Below are 19,703 nucleotides of genomic sequence, written 5' to 3' on the forward strand. Positions count from 1 at the left end.
CTTATCCGCCTATATCAATAGCCCTCATGCCTTGCGCCGAGGACAGATGAGGGATTAAGCATCATCCTGAATCCAGGCCTCAACAATCCGAGAAGGAATGCGAATCACGGGATGATCAAAGAGGGCTTCAATAGCGGCATCCCCCCCAGCCTGCAGGGCACGTTGAAGGCGATTTTGCAGGGAAGCATCCATTTTGACCGCGGCCTCAACGGAACGTTCGGCCTGAATCCCACCCAACTTTGATTGGGCCACAATCCCCAGAACATTCTGGACATCTGCCCGCAAAGCGGTAAAGTCCACTTCTGTCATTTGCGGCTCAATGGGTTTGGGAGCCGGGTCTGAGTTCACCATATTCTGGACAGCCCCGGCAATATCCATCCCCGTGGTATGGCGAATCTGCTCCAGAAAAGCTGCTGCTTTCGTCGCTCCTCCCCCATTGGTCGTATCCACAACCGTGACATTCTGGACCGTCACCTCCGGCACCGTAGCCGTTAGGGTCGATAGCAACACCTCCAGTTTTTGCAATAGAAAAATATCGCGAGCACTGCTGCCTGCTTTCTGCCAGGATTCTGCGAGTCGCAATGTACCTTCTGCCTGGGCTTTACCGTCCTCAATAATCTGGGCAGCATCCCCTTGGGCTTGGGCAATGGCCCGCTTGCATTGGGCTTCGGCTGGGGCCACCACATCAGCCTGAAGCTGTTGTTCGACCTGTTTGATTCGCTCCTGCTGCACTGGAATTTCAGCTTGAATCCGGGCTAACTCCGAAGCAATATCAGCCTCCGATTCTGCAACCACTGCCCCTCGCTTGGTTTTGGCATCCTGGAGTCGGCGTTCGGCTTCGGCGGTAGCAATACCGATGTCTCGGTCTAATCGCTTAAGAGAGGTAATCCTTTCATTCTCTGCGGCTTTAATAGTGGATTCGGCCTGGGCTTCCGCTTCCGAAATCCGAGCATCCCGCTGGAGATCGGCTTGCTGTTTGCGACCAATGGAGTCTAGATAGCGTACATCATCAGAAATATTTTGAATTTGTAGCGTATCTAAGACTAAACCCAGCTGCTCAAGATCATCTTCTGCTTCTTCCAATAGGCTTTTGGCAAAGGCAATTTTGTCTTCATTCACCTGCTCAGGAGTTAAGCTAGCCAGGACACCCCGTAGATTTCCTTCTAGGGTTTCCTTGGCAATTTGTTCAATCTCTTTGCGGCTTTTACCCAAGAGTCGCTCAATAGCGTTGTGAATGGTGGGTTCTTCCCCAGCAATCTTGATGTTAGCGACGCCTTCTACCTGCAGAGGAATTCCCCCTTTGGAATAGGCATTAGAGACCCGCAAGTCAATAATCATATTGGTGAGATCCATCCGCAAAGCCCTCTCCAGCAAAGGCACACGGACACTGCGCCCCCCTTTAACAAGGCGATACCCCACGCGAGCTCCATCTGCCGATTGCTGAGTACTACCCGCAAAGATTAGGACTTCACTGGGCTGGCAAATGTAAAGGAGATTGCGGATAACTAGGGCAACTGCCCCCGTTCCCAACCCCATGACGCCCAACAGGGCAAGAATTAGTTCCATTTCTACTCTCCTTGGTCCTGACGTTGTGCTTTTAGAGTGCCAGTGACATCAATACCTAGGGTTTGATCGACACGATCGAGGAATTGTCGCACCATTTCTGGATAGGCATTCACCAAACTCGCAATAGCTTGCCCATCACCGTTATCTATGACATTGATCCGTTCTAATTTGACCCGATTGGGAATCTCTGCTGCCTGTCGAAGCACCATCTCAATTTGCTGAATTAAGAAGACTTCAGCAGCATCCGTGCCTGTCTCCTCCCAGACTTTGGACAACATATCGTTGACTTGGGCCGCGGCTTTGGCATTTTCCCCTAAGCTGGCTGCTTCCCCTCGGGATTGCAATTCCTTGGCCTGCCGCTGGGCTTCAGCAGGAAGAACCTCATCAGCTTCTAAACGCAACCGCTCTAAGTCAGCCCGCATCGCTTGGAGTTGCTGTTCTGCCCGAGCACGGGCTTCTTTTCCAGCAGCAATAGTGCGTTCTTCTTCTGATTTAGCTCGCTGTTCTAGCTCTGCTTTAATTTTGCGTAGCGCATTTTGCTTTTCCTGAACAATGGCTAGAGCCTGGGTTTGAGCCACTTCTGACTGCTGTTGGCAGTCGGCTTCAATCCGCTCAGCTTCTCCCATAGCGTTAGACTCAGCGATTTCCGCATCCCGGACAATCTGGGCAATTTGTCTTCGACCGATAGAGCTTAGATAATCGACGTCATCAGCAACACTCTGGATTTTGAGGGTGTCGAGCTGTAACCCTAACTTCACCAGTTCTCTGGAGACATCTTGAGCAATCTGCTCTGCAAACCGCAGGCGATCCTCATTAATTTGCTCTGGCGTCAGCAGGGCCACAACGCCTCTTAAGTTACCTTCTAGGGTTTCTCTGGCAACCCGAAGAATCTCTTTGCGATCGCGATCTAGGAATCGCTCAATGGCATTCCCCACCACGCCTGGATTATTAGAGATTTTAACGTTGGCAATAGCTTGGATATCTAGCGGTGTACCACCCTTGGAATAGGCATTTTTGACTTCTACCGGAACGGGCATCGTGGTCATGTCCATAATTTTGACGGATTCCAAAATTGGAATCGAAATGACTCGGCCCCCGAAAATGACCCGATAGCCAACAGTTTGACCACTTTTGGTGCGATGTTTGCGCCCCGATAAAATTAGAATTTCATTGGGATTACAAATGCGCAAAAAACTCTTAACAAACCAAATCACCAAAATGGCAGCAAAGATCGACACCGCTATCGGCACCGCCGCTTGCAGTCCAGACTCCTCTCTATTAACTCTGCTTGAAGATTCAACTTGGGCAATCAATTGGGATTGCTCCAGGAACGGCTGGTCAAAAGACTCACTCATAGATTGAAATTTCCTGCTACTTACCCATGTCTAAAAAACACAACAATGGAACGACAACATGGAACTAAAATACGCTTACTAGGTGTTGTTTAAAGCTCTCAAACTCAGGGTGTACCACTTCCTAATGCATCCGGCGGTAGATTAAAAGAATCACTAGAGACAACCCAAATTCGATCGTTCTGAGTACCCACCACCACCACCTGCTCTCCCAGCTGGAATGAGCTATTTCCATCAGTGAAAGCAACGACTTCGAGGATACTGCCCTTTACTTTTAAACGGACTTTGCCTCGGGATTGGGCATCAAAGGGGATTTCAACAGTGCCCGCTAATCCCACCAAATCATCATGGCTGATCAGACTATCCGTCTGCTGATGTCGTAGGTACAGCAGTAACCCGGACATGGCGGTTCCACAGATTAGGCCCATAGCAATTGCGATCAGTGTAATGGCTAGGGTAGGCAGCCCAGTTTGCAATGAACTCAGTAGAATGCCTGTTAAGCCAAAAAAACAGCTGCCAAAGGTCCAGAATTTAAGATTTTTAATCAGCCGAAGAAAGGGGAACTTTCGACTTTTTTTAGAGATGGAATCAAAGGTGGATAAGGAACGGGATTTTTGATCAAATATGGCTACATCAGAGTCCATTCCCAACTCATCTAGTTCAAACTCAACTCCATCAATACCACCAACAACAGCTAAAAGAACAAAAACACCGCCAATCAGAAAACAAGACCAATACAGGGTCAGCATTACTGAATACACCTAGTAAGCTAGCTCAATCTTAGCTATTAGACTTCCCAATTGTCGGAAATACCAAACATTCTTAAAGGAGCAAGAAGAAAAGGCTCTAGCCTGTCATCATGGTCAAAATTTGGATTGCAATGACAGCCACTGCCAGAACCACCATAATAATCAGCGTTCCCCGGCCTCCTGGTACTAGGGGTTGGGGGGAGGTTTGCCAGGGTGAACGATATCGTAAGGTCCAGGCCATGATTGCCGGTAAGATTCCCCCTAGAACCGAAATACTAAAAGCTCCAGCATAGTCGAGGGCTGTAAAGAAAATATTGGGATTTAAGGTAGAGAGTCCTAACGCTGGGAGAAAAACAATTGAGTAAAAGGGAAGACGATTGTCTGAGGTAATTTCCCGGACCTGAAAGGCATCTTTCAAGAAATCTAGTAGTCCGTAGGTGAAACCGATGAACGAGGTTGCGATCGCAAATTCCGAAAACACCGATACCACAATACTCAGCCCTGGCGACTCGGCATTATTTCGCAGTATCGCCAAGGGGTCCAATACCTCGCTGCCAGTACTCAAGCTGGCTAGGCCCCCCATACTCCCCAAGATCACTGCATTCCAAATTAGAAACATCAGCAATGGAATCACAGAACCCACAACAATCGACTGGCGGATTTTGCCTAAGTCGCCCTCCAGTTGTGTTGCCACCACCGGCACAACGTTGTGATAGAACAGAGCCACTAACATCACCGAAATGGCCGGACTAATGGCTGGCCAGTTTTGGTGGACTAGTTCTCCTGGATCAACCTGAGTGCTACTCAGCACTAACAGGGCCATAAACGTGAGGATCACGATGCCCACAAAGGTGCTGTTAAATTTGGCGACCAGCCGGTCACTTCCCCAATACAGAAGTCCCCCAAAGATCAAGGCAAACACCGTTGGCCCTGCCCAACCCGGAACAGCCCCACCGACTAGATGGGCCAGCCCACCAGAAAGAATATCTCCCCCTTGAGAGAGGTAAGCAACGAGTAACGCATAGTGCAGGAATAAATAGGCTCCACCCGCCACGTTGGCAATGGGTTTACCCAGGGTACTTTCTACCATCCCCAACAGTCCCATATTGGCCTGACCCGATCGGCGCATACAGAAGACATTGACTTCAGCGAGTAAGAGCGCTGCCACAAGAGCGTACCCCCAGACCACCATTAACATCACCGTCGAGGGTAGAAAACCGGCTGGTTGGGTCATTGCCGGTAGGGCGAGTATGCCAGCCCCAACAGTGGTCCCAGCAACTAACGCAATTGAGGCTCCTCTTTGGTCAGGTGCCTGCTTCAAGGGCTGAGCTGGGCTATCAAGTTTGATTGACGGTCTGTCTTCTGTTAGCAAATCTTTTCTCAAGTAGTAGAGACTACATTAACTGTAATCTTACTTCATGAAACTCAAGCTTTACTGACAACAGTGAGGGCTATTATCCTGATCTGCATCAGAATCAACCGCTTCAGCATGAACTGAATTCGGTGATGTAACGACTGTTGGCACAGGATCGTAGCCGCCAGGATGAAAGGGATGGCAGCGACAAATCCGTTTGACTGCTAGCCAGCTTCCTTTGATGGCTCCCCATGTAGAGATCGCTTCGATGGCGTAGGCAGAGCAAGTGGGATGAAAACGGCAGGATGGAGGAAAAAAGGGGGAGATCAGTCGTCGATAAACCTGAATAAACCCAATTAATAGCTTTTTCATAAAACTGACTCAAACTAAAACAGGGATAGCCTAACGGTCTATCCCTGTTCAATCGCAAAAATTTAGATGTAGAGGTTGACTCTATCCAATTAACCCGTAACTACCACAAAGCTGGGATAGGCTCAGAAGGAATTGGATCGGGCTCAGCACCACCATAAGGAACGATTGGTTCCTGGACCGGGGGTGCAACCACAGGAGCGGCTGCTCTAGGTAGGCAAACTTTGGTAGCCCAAGTGTTTTCGAACCGAGTCACCATCATTTCTTTGCCAGGCTCTAGGCCCAAGCGAGCAATCGTGCTTTGGGACACTCGCGTATCAACAGGTGCGTCAGCGCCTTCAGGTAAGAGGGTAACGGTTTCGCTTTCTAAATCAACATCCGTGACCGTACCGCGAATAACTTCATCCACAGCAGGAGGCTGAACCTTAGACACCATACCTTCATCATCGACATCAAAGCCGATTAAGTCTCCCTGACTCAAGCTTTCAGAACTTCCTTCAGGGACTGAGTAGGTTTTTTGAGTGCCGTCTAAAAGGCGAACCTCTAGATTCTGGCCATCATAAGAGCGAACAAGCCCATAGTTTCCGGGTAGAGATTGTGGATCAATACTAGTTTCTTGGGCAAGACTGACATTCACCGACCCGAAAGAGGCGATAGTGGTTGCCAGTAGGGATATACCTGCTCCAGTCAATAGGTTTTTCATTGGCGTTCTCTTGCAGATTTGGTTTGTATGCTAGATACCCCCAGCCTAATAAAGCCAATTATGGCGCAGAAATTTGCATATGCCTAGGTCTAGCGGTGAAATATTCATGTCCACCAGCTATATTATGCATATTTTTTTCGAAATTAAAATTATTCACCGATATTTTTTTTCAAGTTTTTTACATCAATCAATACCGAAGAGGATGCTCGGAAGCCAGCGCTAGCAAGAGCTTGAACCGCCATATGCTCATTTTGAACTCGAAACTGAGAACCTAGCCGGATCAGCTGACTTTTCTCATCTCCCTTAATTTTGGCAATGACTGACACTTTGGCACCATTTTCTTCCCCAGCCTGCTGTCGCAAAATTTCCTTGAGCCGTTGCTGTTGCTGGATATTGCCCGCATCTTGAGCTGGAATTTCGACCATCACTAGCTTTACCTCCTCGATCGGCTCAGCATCTTCAACAATGATCTGAATGCGATCGTCTCGCCGATCCACTTTTCCCCAAATCATCAGGCGGAGGTCCGTCTCAATATATTCGCCAATCCGCTCAAAGCTTCTAGGGAAGACGACGCCTTCTGCCTTACCTGACAAATCTTCCATCTGCACGATCGCCATCCGGTCGCCTTTCTTAGTGATGATCGGCTTAACTTCCGTCAGTAAAACAATGGCACTGACCGTCGTTTTCTCTGGCTGCTCTTCTAAATTTGCCAAACTGATGGGAGCCATTAACCGGGCGGGCCGCTCAATTTCTCGCAAAGGATGATTAGAAATATAGAAGCCGAGGATTTCTTTTTCCAGCTTCAGCTTCTCGGATTCTTGAAAATCTTCAACAGGTTCGGCTTTAGGTGCTGTCTCTAAAGAGGACGGCGCATCCCCTTCGCCGCCCATGATATCAAACAGATTACCTTGGCCGATGGCTCGATCTTTGGCCCGAGACTGGGCCCATTCCAGGATGAGTTCTAGATCATGAACTAACTGATTACGATTGGTGTCAAAGGCATCCAGGGCACCGCTATAGACTAGTGCTTCTAATGCCCGCCGATTGACAACCCGTGGATCAACGCGATCGCAAAGCTCTGCTAAAGATTCAAAACCGCCATCCTCATCCCGAGCCGTCAAAACAGCTTCAATGGCACCTTGACCCAAATTGCGAACCGCAGACAGTCCAAACAGAATACTTTTTTCTAAGGGGGTAAAGTCTACGCCAGATCGATTGATGTCAGGGGGTTCCACTTCAATCCCCATACTGAGGGCTGTGGCAATGTACTTCTGCACCTTATCTTGGTCGCCACTATTGGCGGTGAGCAGGGCCGCCATATATTCGACGGGATAGTTAGCTTTTAAATAGGCTGTTTGATAGGTGACATATCCATAGGCTGTGGAGTGAGATTTATTGAAGCAGTTGGCCGCAACCCAACCATTGGCAATCAAAAAATTATGATCTTGGGCGAGACCGATGTCATAAACGGACTGTAGGCCGAGGGAGCGACGTTGGATGATCTTCACCACAGTACTTAAATCCTAGATTGATGCAATGGGGCAAGTTTCTCACTATCTTAATCCTAAAATTTCTCCTGACTGAATTGGACGATGGTTGGGTTGGGATTTGTAATCTTGCTTTAAGGTTTATGGCTTACAGCACGGGAGATATCGATTGTTCGACTTGTACGCCGCGTTGGACCATGGTTTTTTGAAATAATGGAGTAGGAATCGCAGCTTCGACAGGCCAAACCCCAGGCTTATCTAGTGCCTGAGTCAGGATCAGTTGGGCAATACTTCCAGTGCCGTATCCGGCTGCGATCGCAGTATCTGGCAACACCAATGTCGATACAGCCTGGGTCGGCTGCCCCTCCCGCATCCCCGTCACTGCCGAGCGCATGGCGACTCCAATCCCGCTAAACCGATCCGTAAATTGTGTCGTCACAAAGCCTCCCCAAGATAAAAACTCAATCATGCGTCGGTTTTGTAACCAAGGCTTAGGCATCCAATGAGCCAAGGCCCAGGTAATACCGTTATAAATCTCGGGCACTGACCCAAACTTGGTAATCACAGTCTGTACGGGAAACGTTTGGGGCAAGGTGAGCCGTTCCGGCACATCAAACCAAAAGACATTAACCCGACCATAGGGCGAGGGAAAGGTAATCTTTTCACGACCGCTATAGGGTTGGATGAGCTGCCATTTCCCCTGTAGCCACCCAGGGAACGACTCAATTAATCCCAAAAAAGTAGTTCGCATAATCGTCACGCCAGCCCCACCGGTTCCGGCGACGACATAGCTGAGGTGAATGGTATCGGCTTGATCTAGAGCTTCTACATCCTGACGAACCATGCTGTTGGAAATCCCTGGGAAAACCCCCGTGTTGATGATCGCAGTCACGCCTGCTGCTTGGGCTTGTTCCTGATATTGGAGCGCCTTCTCCGTAAAAGAAGGATGATCGCTGACATCCAGATAGTTGACCTGGTTTTGGATACAGGTTTTCAAAACTCGGGCATCACGATCATGGAACGGACCTGCACAGTGAATGACTAGATCATGGGATGCGATCGCAACATCCAATGCCCCTTGATCATCCAAATCCAGCTGCAAAGCCTGAGACTGAGCACCTAAGCTCGCAGCACTATTTTGAGCCGCCTTCGAATCACGACTGGTGAGTGTAACAACCCCTTCTGAATGTTTAACTAAATCAGTGGCAACGCTTTGCCCTATCCGCCCAACTCCACCAATCACTAAAACCCTGTTCATACCGCTGATTGTCCTACAGACTCCTCATCTTAAGGTTGTAGCTTGAATCAGAAAGTTGGATCGCAGAAAGTGGTCGCTCAAAAAGGGGGGATCAAAAAAATTTGGCAAAGTTGGGGCAAACTAGCCTAAAAAATATGGACGTTGAATGAAAAAATATGGACGTTGAATGAAAAAACTTGGATTAGAGTAGACTTTATGTCTGTAACAATTGCCAACCCATACGCAACTTATCCGTAAGAGTTTTGGGGGCTTCCGTTGCATTCATCCAATACTTGCCATAAGTTGAAATACTTTTTTGACGGATGTCTTGGGCTTTTGGACCATACCAAATATCACGAGCCCCTTGATCCTTAACATTACCAATGCTAGGCCAATGTATAGATAGAAAAACATCTCCATTGGTGGTGATGGTAAAAGTGCGCAGACCTGTTCGATTCGGGCCAACCTGTCTCCCCAGATCTTCTTCTCTAAAGTAGGAGGGGAGTAATGTGAGCAATTGCTCACTATTCATGATGGGCGCTCCCTGTTGCTTAAGCGTGATCAGTTGCTCTCCAATCTGAGCTAACTCTTCCCAATCTTTCTCTTCAATCCAGAGTTCATCAAACGTTTCGTCCGTAGATCGACTTAAAGGTTGAAAGTGAACTGCAGTTGCGCCTATTTCTTGTGCCCATTCCACAACAGCAGGTAAGTACCGAAAGTTTTTTGCTGTAATGGTCGTCTTGATCACTATCGGGAACGATTGTTGTTGCTTTATTCGTTCTTCAGCCAGATAGGTGATTCCTTGCGATAAGGTGTCAAAAAGTCCAGGAGTCCCTCGCAAGTAATCATGAACTTCTGAATTTGGAGCGTCAACTGAAATATTGACATTAAATGGTCGTGCAGAGGCTATTTTTTGCGCATTTACCCTTGATAAACAAGACCCATTTGTTGTAACACCACTATGAATACCTTGTTGAGAGCAAAATTGAAGTAGATCAATAAAACCCGGCTTCAAAAAAGGTTCGCCTCCACTAAAATTAATTGAAAATTCACCGACAAAAGCCTTTATGCTTAACAGTGCATTTTGCCACTCTTCAATCGATAATTCGTCTTGATATTCTTTCAAACGCCAGTATTCACAGTACCGGCATTTAACATTACACCGCTCGTTGACTAATCCTGAAAAGCTTATGGGCTGGGTAAAATCGAAACTCGTCTGCAAGTAAGCTGCTTCAGCAATTGCATTTTTCGCATGTTTAACCCCTAACCTCGCTAGCGTCTTGAATTGCACTCCAATTTTCCCTCATATTTCCACTCGCATAACAGCAAATTATAGTCACATTTAGCTTAAGTCTAAATCTACAGATTTACTATTACCAGAGACCATACAATAACTATTCAGAGTAAAAAAATTCAAGATACTCCAATTCATTATTATTTTTTACTGCTGTTCTTTTTTAGAAATAAAAGTTACTGCCCAGGCTTAAATCATTGTGTTGAGAATGAAGTTATCACTCTCTCTGGCGCTATGTTTTAAGCACAACAGCAGTCAATCCATGATCTTCCGTTGAACAAGAAAGTCTCTGATCAGACAATTAGTGAATCTGATATTCGAGCAATCTACCATCAAGGTGAGGATGCGGTTGTTGAGCTAGTCACCCGTCTTATCGAGCGGATAGAGCGACTAGAAGAACGTCTTGACAAGGATAGTCGTAACAGTAGTAAACCCCCCTCAGGCGATGGCTTTGGGAAGCGGACAAAAAGTCTACGGGGTAAGAGTAAACGCAAAAGTGGCGGGCAAAAAGGTCATCCTGGTCGCACATTGGAATGGCGTGATACCATCGATGCCGTGGTGTTACATCCGGTGACTCAGTGTCAAGAATGTGGTGCCTCTTTAACCGAAGTAGCAGCCCACAACTATGACCTTAGGCAGGTTCATGAATTACCCCCTTTGTCATTACAGGTGATTGAGCATCAAGCAGAAGTCAAATATTGTGAGCACTGTCAAACCTTGAGTCGGGGTGTATTCCCTGCAGATGTCACCAATGTAGTTCAGTATGGCAGCAGCCTTAAAGGCTTGATGGTGTACTTGATGGACGCTCAACTGTTGCCGTTTGAACGAACGAGTGAGCTGTTGAAAGAAGTTTTTGGCTGCCAGGTTTCTGAAGGAACCCTCTGCAATGCCCGTACAACCTGTGCTCAGAAATTAGAACCGATTGAGGTACAGATCAAAGACGGTATTGAGCAAGCAGCAATAGGGCATTTTGACGAGACAGGCCTGCGGGTGAACAGCAAGCTATGGTGGCTACATGTCGCCTGTACGAGTGGGTTGACCTACTACTTTGTTCATGCCAAACGCGGAAAAGCAGCGATGGACGAAATGGATATTCTGCCGAACTTTACGGGCACCAGCATTCATGATGGTTGGCAGAGTTACGCCACCTATGATTGTGCTCATGGTCTCTGCAATGCTCATCATTTGCGGGAGTTACGCTTTATCGTTGAGCACTATCAGCAACCTTGGGCTGAAGAGATGATGACGTTGTTGGTGGACATCAAAACTCAGGTAGAGAGTGCTCATGCTGAAGGCTTAAAAGCTCTCAGCACAGAACAAATCGAGATGTTTGAGCAGCGTTACCGAAAAGTATTAGCCGATGGATTCAAGAGTAATCCAATCCTGCCAGTTGATGAAAACGCACCTAAGAAACGAGGCAAGAAAAAACAAAGTACACCGAAAAACCTTCTCGACCGATTTGAGAAGTACCAATCTGCTGTCCTGGCCTTTATGTATGATTTCCAGGTTCCCTTTGATAACAATCCAGGGCTGTTTTAAGTTAGCAGCGAAAAAATGATGTCGACCCGATTGGCAAGCTTAGTCATGGCAGTTTTGAGGGATTGATAGTCGTTTAGACGCAGGATATTAATCACAATGGTTCTAAGCACTGACCAATTGAGCAGAGCTTGTTCATCTTCAAGTCGATAATCATCTTCACCAAAGACAACATCTTTTGGCCAATGCAAGCGATTTTCGATGCCCCAATGGTCTCGGACCAGAGCTTGCCAATGATGGGGTGAGGTGGCAGCCGAACTGATGTAATAGGCGGTGTTGTGATAATTCTTGCCTTGACGAGTGCCCCATCGTTGGACACAAAGCACAGAGCGAATGGCCTCCCATTCTTGCAGGGCTATGCCGACAGGCTCATAAACCTGGATACACCGATGTTCATCTCGTCCTCTACTATGCATAGAGTGGGTGTGCTCGGCCATAGGTTTAAGACATTCAAAGTAAGTTTGTAGGTGGTTATAAAGGCGGCTCTGATTGCGTTTGACAGCGATAAGATAGTCATTACCCGAAGCCACAATCTGCTGAAGTGTTTTTTTGGGCGTGTAAGGCATCCATGGTAATCAACAAGCCATCGAGTTGGAGTGTTTCCAACAAAGCCTGGACGACTTTGATTTCGCTATTATCTTCTTGAGTAAGGGCTTCGAGCTTAAGGGTGATGCCCGCTTCTACCGCAAATAAACTCACCAATCCCACAAAACGCTGCTTGCCGTTTTCATCTGTGAGCCCCTGACGAATCCGTTTGCCATCAATGGATGCCGCATAAGTATCTGGAGAGTGAGTCTGGGCTTTCGAAAGCATCCATGCTTCAAATTGGTGACTCAACGATTGGAAGTCAAGCCCCTTCATCACTCGACGAAAGGTACAGTGAGACGGAACTTGGAAGCTCTCAAGTCCCAATAGCTTACTTAAAGGCTGGCGATAATCGGTTGCAAAGGTTTCTAATGGACGATACCCCTGATATCCAGCAAGCATGCCCATCACCATCAATAGCAACAGAAGCCATAGCGGATAAATACGGCCATGGGCACTGCGGAAATCAGGGACTTGCTTCAAAGTATCGATCAGATGGCTCATAGGTCTCTCTACTGGTGTTCTGTAGAACCATCCTATTTTTTCTAGGAGTAACGTAAAACAGCCCTGTGTCACTGCTGAGATAGTTCATGGATTCAAGAAGTTCTTAAAAAATAATTCTGATTATGCAGAGCGCTTTTAAGTCGTATATTCAGCATTGATTTTGACGTAGTCATAGCTCAAATCGCAGCCCCAAGCTTTACCCTTCCCATTACCATCACCGACGCTAACCTGAATAATCACAGGATCTTGATGAAGATATTGGCTGGCCGCCTCCCGATCAAATGCTTGGGGCGTACCCTGATGCATCAAGACAAAATCCCCCAACTGGATATGGAGCTGGGTCGCATCGAAATCTACCCCTGCCCGACCAGCTGCCATCGCGATTCGACCCCAATTAGGGTCGCGACCAAATACCGCCGACTTCACTAACGTCGACCCAGCAATGGTTTTGGCAATCTTCTGGGCTCCTGCTTCGTCGGCAGCGCCTTGGACCTGGACTTCAATCAGACAGGTTGCCCCTTCTCCATCCCGAGCGATTTTTTGCGCCAACTGCTTACAAACTTCTGTCACCAGAGCTTCCACTTGATCGGCTTCAGGACCTCCCTGTATGGCTGGAGCAGAAGATTGACCATTCGCCAGGGCCAGCAGCATATCGTTGGTGCTGGTATCCCCATCCACCGTGACTTGATTAAAACTGCGATCGGCAGCCCGCCCAATCATTTGCTGCCAGAGTGCTGGCTCGACCTGGGCATCACAGGTGACAAATACTAACAGAGTTGCCATATCGGGATGAATCATGCCCGAACCTTTAGCAATACCCCCCACCCGAACTGGTTGGCCTCCAATGTAAGTTTCCAAAGCAATGGTTTTGGGTACTAAATCAGTGGTCATAATCGCCTGGGCGGCCTGATCAGACCCCTCGACGGAAAGCTGTTCCACCAGTTGAGGCATGGCTGCTTCCACCTTATCCACCGGCACTTGTTCACCAATCACCCCGGTTGAGGCAATCAGAACCGCTTCCGGGGTGAGTCCTAAGGTTTGAGCTGCACTCTTCGCCTTGGCAAGCGCTGCCGCATCTCCCTGGGGACCAGTTCCAGCATTCGCTTGGCCAGAATTACACAAAATAGCCTGAATTTCAGTGGGGCCAGTTTGGAGCCGTTCCTGGCTATAGGTCACACAGGCGGCTTTCACTCGGTTTGTGGTAAATACCCCAGCTGCATGGGCTTTGACATCGGACACAATCAGAGCCAAATCTTTCGCGCCGGATGGTTTTAAGCCTGCTGCCATGCCTGCTGCACGGTATCCCTGGGGAGCGGTCACTCCGCCTGAAATGGTTTGCCAATCTGCCATTACTTTTCCTTACCCCCACTGGGGACTGCATCAGCAAGCGCAGGCCCATTGACCACGCTTAACGCTCTATTCTAGAGGGCTTCAAGATAGGGTTTCAAGCTAATATTAGCCAAAGTCAGAAGGGTTGGCCCCAAACTCTTTGACTCAATTCTGGCGTCGTTGTTTGTCATAATGAGGCTAATTCTGTTCATCTCTATAGCAAACCGTTTTTAAAAATGACTGCTGCTTCCCCCCAAGCACCTCGACTCGCATCTCGTGTGGTCAACGGTCTCTTAGCCATCAAACCCCTAGCTAACTTTGCTAAATTTCAAGCCCGAAAGATGATGATTGAGCGGGCAGAATCGATTGGGGTGCCCTGGCGGAAGAGAGCCTCTTCCCTGATGGATCGGGGCTTAGAGGTATGGGAAGCAGAGCGACAGGCGATTCAAACCCCCAATTTGAACTATCCAGACTATTACGTGGTTTCCTTCCATGCTTACGAATCAGGGAACCTGAGTTGGGAAGCGGCCACCGAAGTAGAAGTAGCCTCCTACGCAGCCCATGCCCGAATCTGGCCTGAGTCGGGTGCCAAGGGGGATGGTCGCTTGCGTCAGAGCTATCATCAGGTGATGCAAGAGCAAATTTCCACTGCCCCTAAAGATATTTTGGATATGGGGTGCAGTGTTGGCTTGAGTACCTTGGCTCTGCAAGAGACTTATCCTGAGGCTCGACTAACGGGGTTGGATCTGTCCCCGTATTTTTTGGCGATCGCAAATCACAATACCCCCGCCAACGACTCCCTGCAATGGATTCACCGAGCTGCGGAAGAGACTCACTTACCGGACAATAGTTTTGATTTGGTCTCCATTTGCCTGGTATGCCACGAGTTACCCCGCACAGCCATCCGCAATATCTTTGCCGAAGCCCACCGTCTACTGCGGCCCCAAGGACATTTAGCCATCATGGACATGAACCCCAACTCGGATGTCCATCGTAAATTGCCCCCCTATGTGCTGACACTCCTCAAGAGTACCGAGCCTTACTTAGATGACTACTTCACGTTTGATATTCAACAGGCTTTTGTAGAAGCAGGTTTCCAACAGCCCTCTTTTACCTGTAATAGCCCTCGTCACCGCACGCTTATTGCCCAAGTGTAATCACTCAACTCCACTGCATAAGACCCAATTAGGTACGATAGCTTCAGCATTTTACAGGTTAGAGCTGGCTTTGGTATGTAATACAACTCAGCAGAGCAGATTTGGTCTAAATAAGTTAATAATTACGATCTTCAATCCCTAAAATAGCTAGATTCTATTTTTTGTATACTCGGGAAGTAATTTATTTTTATTCATTGACTACAATCTGATCCCAGAGTTATGAGTATGCAACTTCTCTTCATTAATTCTATGTATTGAAAATGGCTAAATGACTATAAATAGTGGCATTTACAACTTATTTGATTAATTTAACTGCATATTAGTCAATATTTTTCACCCTAAATATTAGTATCGCTATCTCTGAAATACACATAGCTAGAAAATTATTTGATTTTGAATTTTTTATTGCAGTCTGAATAAAGTCACAATCTCGGCCTGAAAAGTATTTATTGCAGCTCTGTGTCCATCTGAATTGTGAAACTGACTTGAGGTCCAACTTAGTTTTTCCGCAAGAGAATCAATCTGGGATATCCCTGCCCATTACTACAGTCCTGTCTCTAATGGGCGCAACGCTTTCCCTAAGCTTGCTGTATCCCTACCCTCTCAATGCCCAGGTCGTTCCCGACCAAACGCTACCGATTAATTCCCAAATCACCATCAATGGCAACAATATTGTGATTGATGGTGGAACGACTGCGGGAAAAAATCTGTTTCATAGCTTTGAGTCATTTTCGATAAAGAATACAAACAAAGCTGTATTCAATTCAGCTCCTGCCATCGACACCATCATTGGTCGAATTACTGGAAAATCCATATCCAATATTGATGGCGTCATACAAGTAAATAGCAACGCCAATTTACTTTTCCTCAATCCCCATGGCATCATCTTTGGCCCCAATTCCAGCCTAGATATTGGCGGCTCTTTTCTTGCTAGCACTGCAGTAGGAGTCCGATTCCAAGACGGTAGTCTATTCAGTACAGCTCAACCACAGCCTCCACCCCTCTTAACTATTTCTCAACCGACGGGTCTCCAATTCAATGGAACGCAATCAGGAAAGATTGTGGTTCAGGGCAGACTAACCGTTCCATCCAGCCAAACTCTCGCCTTGGTGGGTCGTGATGTTCGGTTTGAAAACGGTACTGCGATCGCAAAATCTGGACGGATTGAAATTGGTAGTGTCAGCAAAGGAACGGTTACCCTTTCTCCCTCTACGATTGGATGGCATCTGGGTTACAACCAAGTTCAGACATTTAGTGATATTCAGTTGCTGGCAGAATCAGCAATATTAATCCCCAATATGGTCAGCAATCCTCTAGGTGGAATCCAAGTCCAAGGTCGCCAAATTCGTCTCAACCAATCCGAAATTCGAGCCCAAACTTTGAGCGATCAGCCCGGAGCGGATATCAACGTTCATGCAAGCCAATCCCTGGATATTGGCGGCGAAGTAGATAGCTTCTTTCCGTTCAGCTCTTGGATCGCCAATGTGGTTGAAAAAGATGCAAACGGTAATGGTGGAAGTATTAATATAAGCGTTCCTAAAATATCAGTACTAAATGGTGGACGTATTCAAACCCTGAGTTTAGGTGATGGCTCGGCGGGGAATGTCAAGGTTAATGCTGATACTCTTTTTTTGAACGGAGGAGCATCCCCGATCGTGAACAGTAGACGGGAATTAGGAGATAGCCTAAATAGCCAAATTTCAAGTTCAAATTTTAGTAACGGACCTGGAGGAAATGTCACTGTTACAGCCCATTTGCTCTTATTAACTAGTGGGGGCCGGATAGGAACTCTAGTCGGTCCTTTATCACCTAGCCAGGGTGGAAATGTAGATGTCACTATTTCAAACTCAATTGTTAGCGAAGAAGTTAACCCATTTCAAAGAGACTCTAGTAGTGGCATCACAACGTTTACATTTGGTGATGGGAATGCAGGACAGATTAAAGTGTCTACTCAGAAGCTATCTCTACAAGCTGGGGGGCAAATTAGTTCACGAAGCTTAAATTTTCCTTTTGGGAATCAGGGTTTTTCACCTGGAGCTGGCAACGCAGGCAATGTTGATGTTCAGGCTAATCAATCGATCCATCTTCAGGGAGCGTCCAGATTATCCCCAGACATAATTAGCTTTTTAGGGAGTATCAATAATGGAACTGGAAAGGGTAGTGATGTTTCAGTCTCTACTCAACAACTAACTGTAAAAAATGGTGCCAGTGTATCTTCAACTGTATTTTCCTTTGTGGCCAGTGCTGGTGTGCTACCTCCAGGTGTGGGAGTGGGAGAGGGGGGTAATCTAACCGTCAATGCTGCAGACTCTATAACAGTCGTTGGCATTAATTCTTCTCCGTTCAATCCCTCACCAAGCATATTAGGAACATTTACTCTCGGCCAGGGAAATGCCGGTGATACAACTATCCATACACGGAGATTAGCTGTATTAGATGGAGGGCAGGTAAATACTGGGACCCTAGCTAGCGGTAACGCTGGCAGATTATTTATTAATGCCTCAGAATCAGTGTTGGTCAGAGGTAGAGCCTTAAACGATCTTCCAGCTCAAATTGCGTCGAATACCTTGGTTCTAAATGAGGCCACCCGCAACGTTTTCTTTCTTCCCCCTCAGCCCACAGGCAATACGGGAGAAGTCACAATCCAATCGAGGCAAATTACCCTCTCCGAAGGGGGACGTATTGGTGTGCAGCATATTGGTAGCGGTAATGCTGGAGAGTTGAGCATCCAAGCTGATGCCGTTTTATTAAATAATCAAGGCGCTATTATTGCGGAAACTGCATCAGGTGAGGGAGGTAACATAGACCTCACCGTTAAGGGCAGCTTGCAATTGCGAAACAAGAGTCTGATTTCGACAGAATCCAAAGGTCTTGGCAATGGTGGCAACCTTAATATCCGTACCCAGTTCCTGATTGCCTCTCCATTGGAGAATAGTGATATTATCGCCAATGCCTTTGATGGCAATGGCGGTAACATCACCATCAACACTGAAGGTATTTTCGGCTTTGCCTCCCGAGAAACAGTCACTCCCTTTAGCGATATTACGGCCAGCTCCCAACAAGGGATTAGTGGTGTTGTTGACATCAATAGTCCTGAAGTTGATCCCAGTCACAGCCTAATTGAGCTACCATCTGTCGTCCAACCACCAGAGGACATCGCTCAAGGGTGCCGACCTGGACAAACCTTAGGAGGCAGTTCTTTTAGCCATGTTGGTCGAGGAGGACTACCCTCGGGTCCCAGTCGATACTTAACACCCTATACAGTATGGCAAGATCTCAGACCCCATCAGCAGATCCGTGTTAGTGCTGTTGGCAATCATCAAAATAAGCCGACAGCCGTTAAACCCCAACCTCAGCTCATTGAGGCCAAAGGATGGACTCAAGATTCTCAAGGCCGTATTCATTTAACTGCCGCCACGGCACAACCCCATCCCTCCAATGGAGCAAACTGTAGCTAGGTTAATTGAAAGTGGGACTCGCCCCCATGCTCAATCCAGCCATAAATCATGCCAGAGGTAGAATGGCCTGCACCGCATCGACCCTGAGCATCGACAACGATCACGCCCCCTAAGCCTTTGACCTTGGACACCAAATACTCCATCCCAGCCTGAGCAGATTGAGAAGCATCCAGGGATTGAAAGAAAATATAGTCTGAAATCGTTTTAGCCAGTACAGTCCGCATAAACTGCTCTCCATACCCCGTTGCCGAAACTGCACAGGTATCATTGTCTGCAAATACACCCGCACCAATAATCGGCGAGTCTCCCACTCGCCCCCAGCGTTTATTAACAATCCCACCTGTTGAAGTGGCTGCCGCCAGATTCCCCTCTAGGTCAAAGGCCGTAGCTCCGACTGTGCCAAACTTGCGTTGTGGTTCTTGTTCAATATCTTCATGATCAAGCACCATCTTGCCCGCCTTTTTAGCCTCTTGGAACTGTTTGACTCGGGACTCAATCACAAAATAGTCATCGGGTAGGCATTCCACTCCCCATAATTCCGCAAATTCCATTGCCCCATGGCCCACCAACATCACATGTTCACTTTTATTGAGCACAAGGCGGGCTAGAGAAATGGGGTTTTTGATATTTTTGATGCCCGTAATCGCTCCTGCAGCCAGATCTTGGCCATTCATGATGGCCGCATCCATCTCCACTTCGCCATACTCATTGAGGACAGAGCCACGTCCAGCGTTATACAGCGGATCATCTTCTAGCAAGCTGACGCAATGCTCGACCACATCTAGGGCGGAAGCGCCCTGCTTCAGCTTTTGGCGTCCCTGTTCCAAGATGCCAGAGATACTTTGGGCAAATTCTTCTTCGTTTCCTTCTGCTTGAATATGTTGAAGGGCACCTGCGCCCCCATGAATCATTAAGGAGTATTGGGTAGACATGATGGGGGAGAACGGGGGACTAAAAGGTAATCACTTGATTCCATAGACGAGAGCGCCATGAGGGGAGCAACCTCATGGGATCCATAGACAG

General features: G+C 47.5%; 14 protein-coding genes and 1 pseudogene. 3 read left to right on the forward strand and 12 right to left on the reverse strand.

What is annotated here, in order from left to right; all coding sequences use genetic code 11:
- Window positions 1-54: 54 nt before the first annotated feature.
- The 9 genes and pseudogenes from HRE53_RS03275 to HRE53_RS03315 form a co-directional block, all read right to left on the reverse strand.
- Entirely contained in the window at window positions 55-1,566 is a 1,512-nt protein-coding gene (locus HRE53_RS03275; protein ID WP_315876217.1) for a flotillin family protein, read from the reverse strand.
- A 2-nt stretch (window positions 1,567-1,568) separates the two neighbouring features.
- The gene (locus HRE53_RS03280; protein ID WP_235109057.1) at window positions 1,569-2,921 is read right to left on the reverse strand and encodes a flotillin family protein; all 1,353 of its coding nucleotides are present in this window, start codon (window positions 2,919-2,921) and stop codon (window positions 1,569-1,571) included.
- A gap of 104 nt (window positions 2,922-3,025) precedes the next feature.
- Complete coding sequence (locus tag HRE53_RS03285; RefSeq protein WP_235109058.1) at window positions 3,026-3,667, reverse strand: NfeD-like protein; 642 nt, start codon at window positions 3,665-3,667, stop codon at window positions 3,026-3,028.
- A 97-nt stretch (window positions 3,668-3,764) separates the two neighbouring features.
- A complete protein-coding gene (locus HRE53_RS03290; protein ID WP_315876219.1) occupies window positions 3,765-5,051 on the reverse strand; it encodes an aromatic amino acid transport family protein in 1,287 nt (428 codons plus the stop codon).
- A 129-nt stretch (window positions 5,052-5,180) separates the two neighbouring features.
- Window positions 5,181-5,393 (reverse strand): annotated as a pseudogene (gene yidD, locus HRE53_RS03295) (membrane protein insertion efficiency factor YidD); the annotation flags it as partial.
- Between the two features lie 100 nt (window positions 5,394-5,493).
- Window positions 5,494-6,093: a hypothetical protein gene (locus tag HRE53_RS03300; RefSeq protein WP_212662207.1), complete on the reverse strand. Its 600-nt coding sequence runs from the start codon at window positions 6,091-6,093 to the stop codon at window positions 5,494-5,496.
- A 149-nt stretch (window positions 6,094-6,242) separates the two neighbouring features.
- On the reverse strand, window positions 6,243-7,604 hold the full coding sequence (locus HRE53_RS03305; RefSeq protein ID WP_235109061.1) for an OB-fold nucleic acid binding domain-containing protein: 1,362 nt from the start codon (window positions 7,602-7,604) through the stop codon (window positions 6,243-6,245).
- A gap of 124 nt (window positions 7,605-7,728) precedes the next feature.
- Window positions 7,729-8,838 (reverse strand): saccharopine dehydrogenase family protein, encoded by a 1,110-nt coding sequence (locus tag HRE53_RS03310; RefSeq protein WP_235109062.1) that lies wholly within the window; start codon window positions 8,836-8,838, stop codon window positions 7,729-7,731.
- Window positions 8,839-9,031: 193 nt separating this feature from the next.
- Window positions 9,032-10,108, reverse strand: coding sequence for a radical SAM protein (locus HRE53_RS03315; RefSeq protein WP_235109063.1), 1,077 nt, complete (start codon window positions 10,106-10,108; stop codon window positions 9,032-9,034).
- 276 nt (window positions 10,109-10,384) lie between these two features.
- Here HRE53_RS03315 and tnpC point away from each other — a divergent pair, with 276 nt between their 5' ends.
- Window positions 10,385-11,650, forward strand: a complete 1,266-nt coding sequence (tnpC, locus tag HRE53_RS03320; RefSeq protein ID WP_235109064.1) for an IS66 family transposase — start codon at window positions 10,385-10,387, stop codon at window positions 11,648-11,650.
- On the opposite strand, the gene HRE53_RS03325 is transcribed toward tnpC, so the two are convergent.
- Window positions 11,647-12,736, reverse strand: a protein-coding gene (locus HRE53_RS03325; protein WP_235109065.1) for an ISAs1 family transposase whose coding sequence is annotated in 2 segments (ribosomal slippage) — window positions 11,647-12,195 and window positions 12,197-12,736 — 1,089 coding nt in all. Because the reading frame shifts where the segments join, the coding sequence is not laid out codon by codon here. The two genes, tnpC and HRE53_RS03325, sit on opposite strands and share 4 nt — an antisense overlap.
- A 135-nt stretch (window positions 12,737-12,871) precedes the next feature.
- Window positions 12,872-14,086, reverse strand: coding sequence for a bifunctional glutamate N-acetyltransferase/amino-acid acetyltransferase ArgJ (argJ, locus tag HRE53_RS03330; RefSeq protein WP_235109066.1), 1,215 nt, complete (start codon window positions 14,084-14,086; stop codon window positions 12,872-12,874).
- Window positions 14,087-14,301: 215 nt separating this feature from the next.
- Between argJ and HRE53_RS03335 the strand changes: the two genes are divergently transcribed.
- Window positions 14,302-15,222, forward strand: a complete 921-nt coding sequence (locus tag HRE53_RS03335; RefSeq protein ID WP_235109067.1) for a class I SAM-dependent methyltransferase — start codon at window positions 14,302-14,304, stop codon at window positions 15,220-15,222.
- Window positions 15,223-15,782: 560 nt separating this feature from the next.
- Entirely contained in the window at window positions 15,783-18,680 is a 2,898-nt protein-coding gene (locus HRE53_RS03340; protein WP_235109068.1) for an S-layer family protein, read from the forward strand.
- Here the strand turns inward: HRE53_RS03340 and HRE53_RS03345 are convergent.
- Entirely contained in the window at window positions 18,677-19,612 is a 936-nt protein-coding gene (locus HRE53_RS03345; RefSeq protein WP_212662214.1) for an isoaspartyl peptidase/L-asparaginase family protein, read from the reverse strand. The two genes, HRE53_RS03340 and HRE53_RS03345, sit on opposite strands and share 4 nt — an antisense overlap.
- Window positions 19,613-19,703: the final 91 nt, after the last annotated feature.

The organism is Acaryochloris sp. 'Moss Beach' (assembly GCF_021497025.1).
Taxonomy (GTDB): domain Bacteria; phylum Cyanobacteriota; class Cyanobacteriia; order Thermosynechococcales; family Thermosynechococcaceae; genus Acaryochloris; species Acaryochloris marina_A.